Annotated in this window: 12 protein-coding genes; 4 read left to right on the top strand and 8 right to left on the bottom strand. The window is 60.4% G+C overall.

Features of this window, described 5'->3' with window-relative positions; genetic code table 11:
* The first annotated feature begins 257 nt into the window (after window positions 1-257).
* Window positions 258-1,079 (top strand): tRNA cyclic N6-threonylcarbamoyladenosine(37) synthase TcdA, encoded by an 822-nt coding sequence (tcdA, locus tag ACVI9W_RS06805; RefSeq protein ID WP_461529560.1) that lies wholly within the window; start codon window positions 258-260, stop codon window positions 1,077-1,079.
* Here tcdA and ACVI9W_RS06800 read toward each other — a convergent pair.
* From ACVI9W_RS06800 to ACVI9W_RS06785, 4 genes are read right to left on the bottom strand one after another with little or no spacing between them, the layout of a single operon-like run.
* On the bottom strand, window positions 1,058-1,468 hold the full coding sequence (locus tag ACVI9W_RS06800; RefSeq protein WP_461529559.1) for a SufE family protein: 411 nt from the start codon (window positions 1,466-1,468) through the stop codon (window positions 1,058-1,060). The genes tcdA and ACVI9W_RS06800 overlap by 22 nt on opposite strands.
* Window positions 1,465-2,670, bottom strand: coding sequence for an aminotransferase class V-fold PLP-dependent enzyme (locus tag ACVI9W_RS06795; RefSeq protein WP_461529558.1), 1,206 nt, complete (start codon window positions 2,668-2,670; stop codon window positions 1,465-1,467). Before ACVI9W_RS06795 ends, ACVI9W_RS06800 begins: the two co-directional genes overlap by 4 nt.
* Window positions 2,671-2,724: 54 nt before the next feature.
* A complete protein-coding gene (dapD, locus tag ACVI9W_RS06790; protein WP_442109276.1) occupies window positions 2,725-3,759 on the bottom strand; it encodes a 2,3,4,5-tetrahydropyridine-2,6-dicarboxylate N-succinyltransferase in 1,035 nt (344 codons plus the stop codon).
* A gap of 42 nt (window positions 3,760-3,801) precedes the next feature.
* Window positions 3,802-4,164 carry an ArsC family reductase gene (locus ACVI9W_RS06785; protein ID WP_191832239.1) on the bottom strand — a complete coding sequence of 121 codons (363 nt, stop codon included), beginning with the start codon at window positions 4,162-4,164 and terminating at the stop codon, window positions 3,802-3,804.
* A gap of 230 nt (window positions 4,165-4,394) precedes the next feature.
* On the opposite strand from ACVI9W_RS06785, the gene ACVI9W_RS06780 reads away from it, so the two are divergent.
* Entirely contained in the window at window positions 4,395-6,041 is a 1,647-nt protein-coding gene (locus ACVI9W_RS06780; protein WP_461529557.1) for a Na+/H+ antiporter, read from the top strand.
* A 47-nt stretch (window positions 6,042-6,088) separates the two neighbouring features.
* On the opposite strand, the gene ACVI9W_RS06775 is transcribed toward ACVI9W_RS06780, so the two are convergent.
* The 4 genes from ACVI9W_RS06775 to map all read right to left on the bottom strand — a co-directional run bounded on the left by ACVI9W_RS06775 (window position 6,089) and on the right by map (window position 11,663).
* On the bottom strand, window positions 6,089-6,781 hold the full coding sequence (locus tag ACVI9W_RS06775) for a zinc metalloprotease (RefSeq protein ID WP_461529556.1): 693 nt from the start codon (window positions 6,779-6,781) through the stop codon (window positions 6,089-6,091).
* A gap of 159 nt (window positions 6,782-6,940) precedes the next feature.
* On the bottom strand, window positions 6,941-8,137 hold the full coding sequence (gene dapC, locus ACVI9W_RS06770) for a succinyldiaminopimelate transaminase (protein ID WP_461529555.1): 1,197 nt from the start codon (window positions 8,135-8,137) through the stop codon (window positions 6,941-6,943).
* 22 nt (window positions 8,138-8,159) lie between these two features.
* Window positions 8,160-10,859, bottom strand: a complete 2,700-nt coding sequence (locus ACVI9W_RS06765; RefSeq protein ID WP_461529554.1) for a [protein-PII] uridylyltransferase — start codon at window positions 10,857-10,859, stop codon at window positions 8,160-8,162.
* A 21-nt stretch (window positions 10,860-10,880) separates the two neighbouring features.
* Window positions 10,881-11,663: a type I methionyl aminopeptidase gene (gene map / locus ACVI9W_RS06760; RefSeq protein ID WP_038614013.1), complete on the bottom strand. Its 783-nt coding sequence runs from the start codon at window positions 11,661-11,663 to the stop codon at window positions 10,881-10,883.
* Between the two features lie 341 nt (window positions 11,664-12,004).
* Here map and rpsB point away from each other — a divergent pair, with 341 nt between their 5' ends.
* A complete protein-coding gene (rpsB, locus tag ACVI9W_RS06755) occupies window positions 12,005-12,739 on the top strand; it encodes a 30S ribosomal protein S2 (protein ID WP_038614011.1) in 735 nt (244 codons plus the stop codon).
* A 189-nt stretch (window positions 12,740-12,928) separates the two neighbouring features.
* Window positions 12,929-13,792, top strand: coding sequence for a translation elongation factor Ts (tsf, locus tag ACVI9W_RS06750; protein WP_461529553.1), 864 nt, complete (start codon window positions 12,929-12,931; stop codon window positions 13,790-13,792).
* Window positions 13,793-13,865: the final 73 nt, after the last annotated feature.

Raw genomic sequence — 13,865 nt, 5'->3', positions numbered from 1 at the left:
GAGCGCCACAGGGCGCGGATCCTGCTCTTTGTCCGCCTATGCTGTGTAGGAACAGGCTGGCGGCAAGGGTTAGATTGTCTTCTGGTGTCGAAGTTCTGAGGCCCGTGCTGTTGTCGTCCAGGACTAGGTATTGCCTGGCACATTAAAGCAGGATTACAACCGACTTTACTAATTCGTACAGGGTGACTGGTCCGAAGCAGGATGGCAGCGGGCCTCAACAGGCCTATAATGCGCGCCGGTTTTTTCGGGGTATGGCCATGAGTACAGATGATCCACGCTTTGCCGGTGTTGCCCGGTTATACGGTGACAGCGGCCTGCAACGCCTGCGCGAGGCCCATGTGGCGATCGTCGGCATTGGCGGTGTCGGCACGTGGGCGGCTGAAGCCATGGCGCGTAGTGGTGTCGGCGAAATTTCGCTGTTCGACCTCGATGACGTCTGCGTCAGCAACACCAACCGCCAGTTGCATGCCATGGAAGGGAATATCGGGCGTGCCAAGGCTGAGGTCATGGCCGAGCGCCTGCGCGCGATCAACCCGGCGTGCAAGGTGCATGCGGTGGTGGATTTCGTCACCAAGGACACCCTGCCCGAATACATCGGCGAGCACATCGACTGTGTGATCGACTGTATCGACAGCGTCATGGCCAAGGCCGCGCTGATCGGCTGGTGCAAGCGGCACAAGGTCACCATCATCAGCACCGGGGGGGCCGGCGGACAGATCGACCCGACGCAGATCCGTGTGGCCGACCTGAACAAAACCTTCAACGACCCCCTGGCTTCGCGGGTGCGTTCGACCTTGCGCCGTGATTACGGCTTTTCCCGCACGGTCACCCGTAACTACAGCGTGCCTTGCGTGTTCTCCACCGAACAGTTGCGCTATCCCAAAGGCGACGGCAGTGTCTGCCTGCAGAAAAGCTTTGTTGGCGAAGGCGTCAAGCTCGATTGCTCGGGTGGCTTTGGCGCGGTGATGATGGTGACGGCGACCTTCGGTATGGTCGCCGCCAGCAAGGCGGTGGAAAAGCTGGTAGGTGGCGCCCGTCGGCCATCCGAGCGCAAAGCTCAGGTGCCAGCGGCCAGTTGAGCCATGCGCTGCAGCACGGCGTTCAAGCCGTTGCTGCGTGAGGGCGAGAGCTGGCGGCCGAGGCCCAGCTGGTTGAACCAGCCGGGCAGATCAAGCTGCTGGAGCTCGGTGCTGGACAAGCCCTCGACCCGAATCAGCAGCAGCGCCAGCAAGCCGCGAATGATCCGCGCATCGCTGGCGCCTTTGAAACGCCACTGACCGTCCTGCTGTTCGGCCACCAACCAGACCTGGCTTTCACAGCCATGCACGCGGTTGGCTTCGGATTTTTCTGCCTCGCTCAGGGGCGCCAGGCGCTCACCCCATTGCATCAACAGGCGTGCCCGTTGCTCCCAGCCCGCGGCCTGTTCGAAGCTGCTGAGCGCCTCCTGGGCGTTAACCGGCAGGTTCATCGCAGCAGCTCCAGGGCTTGATCCAGCGCCTCGAAGAAGCGTTGCAGGTCGTCGGAATCGTTGTACAGGGCCAGGGAAACCCGGATCGCCCCATCCAGCCCGAAGCTTTTCAGCAGCGGCATGGCGCAGTGGTGCCCGGCACGCACGGCGATCCCCTGTTCAGTCAGCATATGGGCGAGGTCGGCATTGTGCACCCCTTCGACCACGAAACTGGCCAGGGCCAGTTGCGGTTGGCCGAGCAATCGGATGCCTTCGCGATCATTCAGGCCGCGCAACAGGCTGCGGTGCAGGCTGGCTTCATGTTCGGCGACAGCGGTCGGATCGAGCCCTGCCAGGTAGTTGAGGCTGGCACCCAGGCCGATGACGCTGGCGATTGGCGGGGTGCCGGCTTCGAACCCCAACGGCGCCGGGCGGAAGCTGGCGCCGTGGTAGTCGGCCACCTGAACCATCTCGCCGCCGAATTGCCAGTGGCGCAGGCGCGCCAGCGCTTCGCTGCGGCCGTAGAGCACACCCACGCCGTCCGGGCCGTACAGCTTGTGGCTGGAGAATACGTAGAAGTCGCAGCCCAGTTGTTGCATGTCCTGGCGGCCATGCACTACGCCCTGGGCGCCGTCAACCACGGTCAGGGCTCCTTGGGCACTTGCATGGGCCAGCAACGGCGCCAGCGGTTGCCAGGCCCCCAGCACGTTGGACAACTGGCTGACCGCCAGCAGGCGGGTACGCGGGCCGATCAACTGCAGGGCAATCTCAAGGTCGATCAAGCCGCGGTTGTCCAGGGGCAGAATAACCAGCTTGAGCTGGCGGCGCTGGGCCAGTTGCTGCCAGGGCAGCAGGTTGGCATGGTGCTCCAGGGCGCTGATGGCGATTTCATCACCGGCTTCGAACATGCCTTCAAGGCCGTAGGCCAGCAAGTTCAAGGCCGAGGTTGCGCCATGGGTGAAGATGATCTGTTGGGTGTCAGTGGCATTCAACCAACTGGCGACCTTTTCCCGGCTGCGTTCGAAGGCCTGGGTTGCCAGCGCGCCGGGAAGGTGTTGGGCACGGTGCACATTGGCGGCGCCGTGGCCGTAATAATGGCTCAAGGCATCGAGCAGAAGTTGCGGTTTTTGCGTGGTAGCAGCGTTGTCCAGGTAGGTCTGGTGCTGCCGTTGCAGAGCGGCGATGGCTGGAAAATCAGCGCGCCACGGGGAGGGCTGGAACATGATAATCGGACCTGAATATCGGGCCTGGCGTTAGGCCAGACCCGATGGTACCACTTAGTTGTGGGCGTGCAGCGCTTCGTTCAGCTCGATCGCCGACTTGTGGGTCTTGCACTCCACCGCGCCGTTCAGCGAGTTGCGACGGAACAGCAGATCGGTCTGACCGGCCAGGTCGCGGGCCTTGACGACCTTGACCAGTTGGTTGTTCTCGTCCAGCAGGTTCACCTTGGTGCCAGCGGTGATGTACAGGCCGGCTTCGACGGTGTTGCGGTCGCCCAGCGGAATGCCGATACCGGCGTTGGCGCCGATCAGGCAGCCTTCGCCTACCTTGATGACGATGTTGCCGCCACCGGACAGGGTGCCCATGGTCGAGCAACCGCCGCCCAGGTCCGAGCCCTTGCCGACGAATACACCAGCCGAGACACGGCCTTCGATCATGCCGGGGCCTTCGGTGCCCGCGTTAAAGTTGACGAAGCCTTCGTGCATGATGGTGGTGCCTTCGCCGATGTAGGCACCCAGGCGCACGCGGGCGCTGTCGGCGATACGCACGCCGGCAGGTACGACGTAGTCGGTCATTTTCGGGAACTTGTCCACCGAGAACACTTCCAGCAGCTCGCCCTTCAGGCGTGCTTCCAGTTGCTGCTCGGCCAGTTCGGCCAGGTCGACTGCGCCCTGGCTGGTCCAGGCCACGTTTGGCAGCAGCGGGAAGATGCCGGCCAGGCTCAAGCCGTGCGGCTTGACCAGGCGATGCGAGAGCAGGTGCAGCTTCAGGTAGGCTTCCGGCGTGGAGCTCAGGGCGGCGTCTTCGGCCAGCAGGGTAGCGACCAGTGGCTTGTTGCTTTCGGCCAGGCGGGTCAGCAGGGCGGCCTGGGCGGCGTCGACACCCTTGAGGGCATCAGCCAGCTGCGCGGCTTGGGCATTGCTGAAGGCGATGGCCTGGTTGCCACCTTCATAACCCAGTACCGGAGTGACGGCCGCGACCAGCTCGGCGCTCGGGTTGATCAGCGGTTGTGCGTAGAAAACTTCCAGCCAGGCGCCTTGGCGGTTCTGGGTGCCGACACCGAAGGCCAGACTGAACAGGGTAGTGGACATGCAGTTACCTCTTGCGAATTTGAATGAAAGCGTGACGCCGCGTTATTGAAGGGCGGCTGCGTACAGGTCCGGCTTGAAGCCGACCAGGGTCCGCTCGCCGAGGTCGAGCACCGGGCGCTTGATCATCGACGGTTGGGCCAGCATCAGTTCGATGGCCCTGGCCTGGTCGAGATCGGCCTTCTGGGCGTCTTCGAGCTTGCGGAAAGTGGTGCCGGCACGATTGAGCACTGTTTCCCAGCCGTGCTCGTTGCACCAGCGGGTCAGGCTCGCACGGTCGATGCCTTGGGTCTTGTAGTCGTGAAAGTCGTAACCCAGGCCTTTGTCTTCCAGCCAGGTACGGGCTTTCTTCATGGTGTCACAAGCCTTGATTCCATAAAGGTGCAATGGCGTGTCGCGGTTGGTCATGTCTTGCCCCTCCTGGGAAAAAATGGTGAAGGATTATGCCACGGTCAACCGGTTAGGGTTGGCCTCGCCACGGCACTTTGTAGCATTGTGTTACAGGTTTCGGCAGCCTCTGCGACTTTTGTGCAGCGGTGCGTGAGCAGCCTGAACGGCTACTATGTCGTTTCAATGGCAACGTCCAGCATGGGCAGAAGGTGTGCCGTTGACTGTTTGAATTGATAGGAACACGCCGAATGCAATCAGCCTACACCGTTCTCATCCTGCTGATGCTGGTGAGTGTCTCCAAACTTGTCGGCCGGTTGGTCCCGTTGCCGTTGCCGTTGGTGCAGATCGCCGCCGGGGCTTTGCTGGCCTGGCCGACACTGGGGCTGCACGTGGCCCTGGACCCGGAACTGTTTCTGTTTCTGTTCCTGCCGCCGCTGCTGTTTGCCGATGGCTGGCGCATGCCCAAGCGTGACCTCTGGCGCTTGCGCGGTCCGATCCTGACCCTGGCGGTGGGACTGGTGCTGTTTACCGTGGTCGGCGCTGGTTACTTCATTCACTGGCTCCTGCCGAGCATCCCGTTACCGGTGGCGTTTGCCCTGGCCGCGGTGTTGTCGCCAACTGACGCTGTGGCGGTGTCGGCGATTACCCAGGATCGCCTGCCAACGCCTCTGATGCATATGCTTCAGGGGGAAGCGCTGATGAATGACGCCACGGGTCTGGTGACCTTCAAGTTTGCCCTGGTTGCTGCCATTACCGGTGCGTTCTCGCTGGCTGAAGCGAGTGTCACATTCGTTCTGGTAGCGCTCGGTGGGCTGGCCATCGGTGTGGCCCTGAGCTGGCTGGTCGGTCGTCTGCGGGCGTGGATGATCGCCCGCGGCTGGGACGATCCGGCCACCCATGTGGTGTTCATGTTGCTGCTGCCATTTGCCGCCTATGTAGTGGCCGAGCGCGTGGGGGCCTCAGGGATCCTCTCGGCAGTGGCTGCGGGGATGATGCAGAGCTGGCTCGACCTGCTGCCGCGCCAGACCAGTACCCGATTGCTCAATCGCAGTGTCTGGTCGTTGCTCGAGTTCAGTTTCAATGGCCTGATCTTCCTGCTGCTGGGCCTGCAACTGCCCGACATCATCAAGGCGGTCACCAGTCACGAAGCGTCGTTGTGGCCGACCCTGCTGTGGCGTTGCCTGGATGTAGTGGCGATCTTTGCGGTGCTGGTGATGTTGCGTTTCGTCTGGGTGCAGAGTATCTGGCGCTTGATCGGGGTGATCCGCCGCTGGCGCGGCAAGGAAGACCTGGTGCTGGTGCCCAATGCCCGGTCCTGCTGGCTGCTGACCATTGGCGGGGTACGTGGAGCGGTGACCCTGGCCGGTGTCATGTCGGTGCCATTGTTGATCAGTGCGGGCAAGGCATTCCCTGAGCGGGACTTGCTGATCTTCATTGCTGCCGGGGTGATCCTGCTGTCATTGGTATCGGCCTGCGTTGCCCTGCCGCTGTTGTTGCGCGGGGTAACAAAAAGTCCCGACGACACCTTGCGCCAGGAGGCCAAGGAAGCCTGGCGGCGCACGGCGGAAGCGGCCATTCATGCACTGGAAGCCGAAGACCTGGCCGAGCCGGGTATGCCCCAGGATGCGGCCCAGGCGGCGTTGGCGGCGGAACTCAAGGCGCGGTTGATGGCCGAGTACCGGCATCAGCTGGACAGTTTCAACGACAGCGCGGAAGCCCAGGCCCTGGCCGAGCAGATGGACCAGCTGGAGCGACGCCTGCGTCTGCGTGCGTTACGCGCCCAGCGCCTGGAGCTGTACAAGCTGCACCGTCATCATCAGGTGGGAGATGATGTGGTGCGTCAGGTGCTGGGTGAGCTGGATATGAGTGAGGCGAATCTGGGGGCTGTCAGATAACAAGTTTTCCAGGGGTCGCTGGCTGGAAGCCATCGACCCTGATTGACTCAGGCTTCACTGCGGCCAGGATAAACCAAAGCCATGAACTGTTTGTCCTTGTCACTCAACGTGGTACCGCGTTCGGTCTTCCAGCCAGCGACCGTAAATTCCGTGTAGAGTGGATCGTGCATGATCGACTGTTCGTCATAACCTAGGGCTATCTGCACCTCATTGGACATTGATGTAAGTTTTATACGTATTAAATAATCAATGTCGTCGTCGGATAGTTGCAGATTTTGCTGTTCGTCTAGGTCTTCTCGGTAGTTTTTCCGTATGTAATCGAAGTTCCAAGGAATGCTAGCGTCAGGATGGAATTGGGCAATTTCCATGCCCAGAATCGAACCGGTTTGGCGAAGAATATCAGCCGCGGAGTTGGGGGCATCGGGGACCCAAGAAATGGTCATGTTTGAATCGATGTCGTTGGAATCCTCGTCATCCCAATCAGCCTCAGTATATTCATAGCCTTCTTCAAAGGCGTTGATGCGAATTTCTGCTGAAGCATCTTTGTCATCGACAAGCTCAAAGTGCAGGTAGGCGTATTTCAGCCATTCACAGGCTATGTCATAGATCGCCTTCTTCGACACATCTCCTCGTATGTTGACGAAGGAAATACGCAGTGTCTGACCTGGTGTCCATAATTTAGGCTTTGGTTGTGCCTGTTTGATTTGTGTTTCGAGCTGTTTAATGAGGTCGTCGTTCATTGTTGGCACCATTCGGTATTGGGAGGTGCCATTGTGCGAGTGAGTGCAATCTTTGGAGTGGTACATAATGCTCATGGCTTGGCCTTGGCCCATTGAGCATTTGCTTGGAACTAGCCAGGCCTTCGCCATTTGCTGGCGGCAGGCCTGGCTTGGCAAGTATCAGCGGTTCTGCAGGTACGTGCGAATCCGCTCGGCCGCCTCGATGCACTCGGCCAGCGGTGCAACCAGCGCCATGCGCACCCGGCCTGCGCCCGGGTTGACGCCATCCACTTCACGGGACAGGTACGAGCCCGGCACTACGGTTACATGCTGGGCTTCGAACAGGTCGCGGCAGAACTCGGCATCATCGCCAGGTACCTTGGCCCACAGGTAGAAACCACCGTCTGGACGCTGCACATCAAGCACCGGTGCCAGAATCTCCAGCACGGCATCGAATTTCTCACGGTACAGGTCACGGTTGGCCAGCACGTGTTCTTCGTCGTTCCAGGCGGCAATGCTCGCCAGTTGGGTCTGCACCGGCATGGCGCAGCCGTGGTAGGTGCGATAGAGCAGGAACGGCTTGATGATTTCAGCGTCACCAGCGACGAAGCCCGAACGCAGACCCGGCAGGTTGGAACGCTTGGACAGGCTATGGAACACCACGCAACGCTTGAAGTCGCTGCGACCCAGCTCGACACAGGCGCTGAGCAGGCCCGGTGGCGGGCTTTGCTCGTCGAAGTAGAGTTCGCTGTAGCACTCGTCGGCGGCAATCACGAAATCGTATTGGTCAGCCAGGGCAATGAGCTTTTTCAGGGTTTCCATCGGCACCAGCGCGCCGGTGGGGTTGCCCGGGGAGCAGATGAACAGGATCTGGCATCGCTTCCAGGTCTCGGCCGAGACGGCGTCGAAGTCCGGATTGAAGCCGTTGCTGTCCAGGCACGGCAGGTAGTGCGGGGTGGCACCGGCCAGCAGGGCTGCGCCTTCATAGATCTGGTAGAACGGGTTGGGGCTGATGACCAGGCCATCGGCGCTACGGTTGACCACGGCCTGGGTGAAGGCGAACAGTGCTTCACGGGTGCCATTGACCGGCAGTACGTGTTTGTCGGCATCCAGCCAGCCACTTGGCACACCAAAACGACGCTCGCACCAGCGGGTGATGGCCTGACGCAGGGGCGGCAGGCCAACGGTGGTCGGATACACGGCCATCTGCTGGAGGTTGTCGGCCAGGGCCTTGGCGACGAACGCCGGCGATTCATGCTTGGGCTCACCGATCGACAGGGCAATGGCGCGTTTGTCGGCGGCAGGCTGGACGCTGCCGAGCAAGGCGCGAAGTTTCTCGAACGGGTAGGGCTGAAGCTGAAGCAAATCGGTGTTCATCGGCGCTGGGTCTCGTCAAACGTTAAATGGTCAGGCGGGAAACGGTTGTCGCAGCGGCTTGGTCGACGCGCAATTGCTCGACGATGGCATCCTGCAGGCGGCTGCACAGCTGTGGGTCGGACAGCGGTTGGTTGTCGGCATCGGTGATGAAGAACACGTCTTCGACCCGCTCGCCGAGGGTGGCAATCTTGGCATTTTGCAGCGACAGGTCGAACTCCAGGAAGATCTTGCCGATCCGCGCCAGCAGGCCCGGGCGGTCGGGAGCGCTGAGTTCGAGGATGGTTACCGGTCGCTGCGCGTCGTTGTGAATGGTTACCTGCGGGGCAAAGGTGAAGTGCTTGAGCTGGCGCGGCACCCGGCGTTTGATGATGGTCGGGTAATCGTCCGGGTTGCGCAGGGCGTCAGTCAGGCCGTCGCGGATCTCTTTGACCCGTTGCGGGTTGTCGCCGATCGAGCCGCCGTCGTTATCGAGCACGATGTAGGTGTCGAGGGTGAACTGGCTGCTGGAGGTGATGATTCGCGCGTCATGGATGTTCAGGTTGAGCTGGTCCATGGCTGCCACGGTCACCGCGAAGAAGTCGTGCTGGTCTGGCGCATAGATGAAGATCTGCGTGCCGCCTTCGAATTCGCGCTGGGTGGTTTCCTTGATCAGCACCAGCGGGCCGCCATCGGCCGGCTGCTGGAGGATCGCATCGCTGTGCCAGGCCACGTCGGCGGCGGTATGGCGCAGGAAGTAGTCGTCACCCAGTTGCGCCCAGAGTTGCTCGACGTCGTCCGGGTCGGTGCCTTCGCGGATCAGGATGTCCAGTGCCGCGCCCTGGGTCTGGCGGATCTGCTCTTCGCGGTCCAGCGGGTTTTCCAGGCCGCGGCGCAGGGCGCGCTTGGTTTCGGTGTAGAGCTGGCGCAAGAGGCTGGCGCGCCAGGAGTTCCACAGGCTCGGATTGGTGGCGTTGATATCGGCCACGGTCAGAACGTAGAGGTAGTCCAGGCGGGTCTCGTCGCCCATCTGCTGGGCGAAGTCGTGGATCACCTGCGGGTCTGAAAGGTCCTTGCGCTGGGCAGTGGTCGACATCACTAGATGATTCTGTACCAGCCAGACAACCAGGCGGCTGTCCCAGGTTGGCAGCTGGTGACGCAGGCAAAATGCCTGGGCATCCACGGCGCCGAGCTCCGAGTGGTCGCCCTGACGGCCTTTGCCGATGTCGTGGTACAGGCCGGCCAGGTAGATCAGCTCGGGTTTGGGCAGGCGGCCCATGAGCTTGCTGGCCAGTGGGAATTTCTCCGACACCGGGGTGTATTGCAGTTTGCGCAGGTGCTTGATCAGGTTCAGGGTGTGGGCATCGACGGTGTAAATATGGAACAGGTCGTGCTGCATCTGCCCGATAATCAGGCCGAATTCCGGCAGATAGCGGCCGAGGATGCCATAGCGGTTCATGCGCCGCAGGTTGCGATGGATACCGATTTCACACTTGAACAGCTCGATAAACAGGCTGGTGTTGCGGATATCGTTGCGAAAATCGTCGTCGATCAGGTGCCGGTGTTCACGTAGCAGGCGAATGGTGTCGGCGCGCACACCTTTGACTTCCGGGTGCTGGGCCATCAGTACGAAGATTTCCAGCATGGCGAACGGGGTGCGCTTGAAGACGTTCGTGCGTACTGCCTCGATGTAACCGTCATGCAGCTGGAAGCGCGCATTGAGCGGCTGGGTGCTGCCGCTGTCGTCGTCGAGAATGATTTCTTCGAAGTGCTGGATGATCAGGTCGCTGAGCTCGGCGATGCTCATCACTACCCGATAGTACTGTTGCATGAACTGTTCGATAGCCCGCTTGGGGTTGTCATCGCTGAAGCCGAGCAGGGCGGCAATACTGCGCTGATGATCGAACAGCAGGCGGTCTTCGGCGCGGCCGGCGAGCATGTGCAGGGCATAGCGGACCTTCCACAGGAACTCCTGGGAGGAAGCCAGCAGGGCGTTTTCGCTCTCCAGCAGGAAACCTTCGCCCGCCAGGGCATGCAGGTTCAGGGTGCCGTACTGGCGGCGGGCGATCCACAGTACCGTCTGGATGTCGCGCAGGCCGCCGGGTGAGCCTTTGACGTTGGGCTCGAGGTTGTATTCGGTGTCGTTGTACTTGTGGTGCCGGGCCTTTTGCTCGGCGCGTTTGGCCAGGAAGAATTCCTTGCTCGGCCACATGTGATCGGTGCTGGTTACATCCAGCATGCGCTGACGCAGGCGCTCGGGGCCGGCAATGGTGCGGCTTTCCATCAGGTTGGTGACTACCGTCAGGTCGGCACGCGCCTGTTCGGCGCACTCATCGATCGAGCGCACGCTCTGGCCCACTTCCAGGCCAATGTCCCAGAGCAGGGTCAGGAAGCGTTCGATCGAGTCGCGAAACACTTCGTGATCGGCGCTGTCGAGCAGGATCAGCAGGTCGATATCGGAGTAGGGGTGCAACTCGCCCCGGCCATAGCCGCCGGTCGCCACCAGCGCGATATCGGCTTCATCGCTCCAGTCGAACTGCTTCCAGGCCTGTTGCAGGATGTTATCGACGAACCAGGCGCGGTCCTCGATCAGCCGGCGGATCTCGCGGCCGTCGCGAAAACGCTTGTCGAGCACTTCGCCAGCCTGGCGGATGGCCTTCTTGAAGGCCGCGATAGGGCTGGCCTTGAGGGCCCGTTCCGCCTGGAACTGGCCGCGGTCGAACAGCTCGGGATCCACCTGGGGCATCGAGTCACTTTCCTGTGTGAATCAGGCTGACATACGGGGAATGGTGTCGTCTTTACGCAGGGTGAAGATCTCGTAGCCGGTCGCGGTCACCACCAGGGTGTGTTCCCACTGCGCCGAGAGCTTGCGGTCCTTGGTAATGGCGGTCCAGCCGTCGCCCAGCACTTTGGTGTCGGCGCGGCCCTGGTTGATCATCGGCTCGATGGTGAAGGTCATGCCTTCCTTGAGCTCCATGCCGGTACCAGCACGGCCGTAGTGCAGGATCTGCGGCTCTTCGTGGAACACTTTGCCGATGCCATGACCGCAGAATTCGCGGACCACCGAGAAACCATTCTTTTCTGCGTGTTTCTGGATCACTTCACCGATGTCGCCCAGGCGGCAGCCCGGCTTGACCAGCTCAATGGCCTTGTACATGCATTCCTGGGTGACTTGGGACAGGCGCTCGGCCCACACCGGTACATTGCCGACGTGGAACATGCGGCTGGTGTCGCCGTGGTAGCCGTCCTTGATGACGGTTACGTCGATGTTCAGGGTGTCGCCATCCTTGAGCGGCTTGTCGCCCGGGATGCCGTGGCAGACCACGTGGTTGACCGACGTGCAGATCGACTTGGGAAAACCCTTGTAGTTGAGCGGTGCCGGGATCGCCTTCTGGACGTTGACGATATAGTCGTGGCACAGGCGGTCGAGCTCTTCGGTGGTGACGCCGGGCTTGACGTGCTCTTCGATCATCTCCAGGACTTCGGCGGCCAGGCGGCCGGCGATGCGCATCTTTTCGATGTCTTCGGCGGTTTTGATGGTGACGGTCATTGCAGGCTCTCTACGGCGCATGGATGCGCAAATATTCTGAGGAAAGGCCGGATTCTACCAGAGCGGCGCCCGCTAAGGCGGCTATGGCTGTGATACAGCCTTTATATAGAAGCATTCTGGCGCGATTAGCGTTGCGGTGCAAAAGCCAGTGACGGACGATGCTATTTCGGGTTCCGTTTAGCGCGCTTGTGTGATATAAAATGCGCCGCTTTGCGGGGATAGCCCCGAGAGCTTAAACCCACACACGTGTCGACACGATGACCTGGGTGCCTTCGATCTACGGATCCTGGGTTGGTCATTGGGATACGTGGAGGCCCAACCCGACTTATCAAGGAACTATCATGTCCCAAGTCAACATGCGCGATATGCTGAAGGCCGGTGTGCACTTCGGTCACCAAACCCGTTACTGGAACCCGAAAATGGGTAAATACATTTTCGGCGCGCGCAACAAGATTCACATCATCAACCTTGAAAAAACCCTGCCAATGTTCAACGACGCACTGACTTTCGTCGAGCGTCTGGCCCAGGGCAAAAACAAGATTCTGTTCGTCGGCACCAAGCGTTCCGCAGGCAAGATCGTTGCTGAAGAAGCAGCACGTTGCGGTTCGCCGTACGTCGATCACCGCTGGTTGGGCGGCATGCTGACCAACTACAAAACCATCCGTGCTTCGATCAAGCGTCTGCGCGACCTGGAAACCCAGGCCGAAGATGGCACCTTCGCCAAGCTGACCAAGAAAGAAGCTCTGATGCGCTCCCGTGATCTGGAAAAACTGGATCGCAGCCTGGGCGGCATCAAGGACATGGGCGGTCTGCCTGATGCCCTGTTCGTGATCGACGTTGACCACGAGCGCATCGCTATCACCGAAGCCAACAAGCTGGGCATCCCGGTCATCGGCGTTGTCGATACCAACAGCAGCCCAGAAGGCGTTGACTACATCATCCCAGGCAACGATGACGCCATCCGCGCTATCCAGCTGTACATGGGTTCGATGGCTGACGCGGTTATCCGTGGTCGCAACAACGTTGCTGGCGGCACCGAAGTTTACGCTGAAGAAGCAGCACCAGCTGCTGAGTAATTGACGCCTGGCGTCTACTCGGCACGCAAAAAGGGGGCTAGGCCCCCTTTTTGCCACCTTGAAATCCTCTTGTCAGCATCGCCGTTGCAAGCTTGTCCGGGCATGAGTGTTGATGAGTGGATTTACAGAATTGAACGCCCGTCAAGTATCGGGTGGAATGGTTGAAAACCTATCCAAGAGGAATTTGAAATGGCAGCAATTACTGCAGCGCTGGTCAAAGAACTGCGTGAGCGTACCGGCGAAGGCATGATGGATTGCAAAAAGGCCTTGGAAAAGGCTGGCGGCGACATCGAAAAAGCCATTGATGACATGCGTGCTTCGGGCGCCATCAAGGCTGCTAAAAAGGCTGGTAACGTTGCCGCTGAAGGCGCTATCGCCATCAAGGCTGACGACAAGTCTGCCGTTCTGCTGGAAGTCAACTCGCAGACCGACTTCCTGGCTCTGCAAGATGACTTCAAAACTTTCGTAGCCGAAAGCGTTGAACAAGCCTTCGCCGAGAAACTGACCGACGCAGCACCGCTGATCGCTTCGCGCGAGTCGGCTCGTGAAGCCCTGGTTGCCAAAGTCGGCGAGAACGTCAACATTCGCCGTCTGGTGCGTGTTGAAGGCGACGTCGTTGGTACCTACCTGCACGGTAACAAGATCGGTGTTGCTGTTGTCCTGAAGGGCGGCGACGTCCAGCTGGCCAAAGAAATCGCCATGCACGTAGCTGCAAGCAACCCAGAGTTCCTGCTGCCGTCGGAAGTTTCGGCTGAAGCGATCGAGCGCGAAAAAGCTGTGTTCCTGCAGCTGAACGAAGAGAAGATCAAGGGCAAGCCTGAGAACATCGTCGAGAACATGGTCAAAGGCCGTATCTCGAAGTTCCTGGCCGAAGCCAGCCTGGTCGAGCAAGCGTTCGTCATGAACCCGGAAATCAAGGTCGGCGAACTGGCCAAGAAAGCCGGTGCTGAAATCGTTTCCTTCACCTACTTCAAAGTAGGCGAAGGCATCGAGAAGCCAGTTGACAACTTCGCTGAAGAAGTTGCCGCACAGCTGGCTGCTGCCAAGCAATAAGACAGATTCACCTCTGTCGCCCCGAAGAGGCTGCCCGCTCACGCGCGCAGCCTCTTTGTCAAAGCGGGGGCGG

The organism is Pseudomonas sp. 210_17 TE3656, assembly GCF_054821965.1.
Note: the sequence above shows the minus strand (reverse complement) of the source record. Positions and strands in the feature narration are given on the sequence as shown.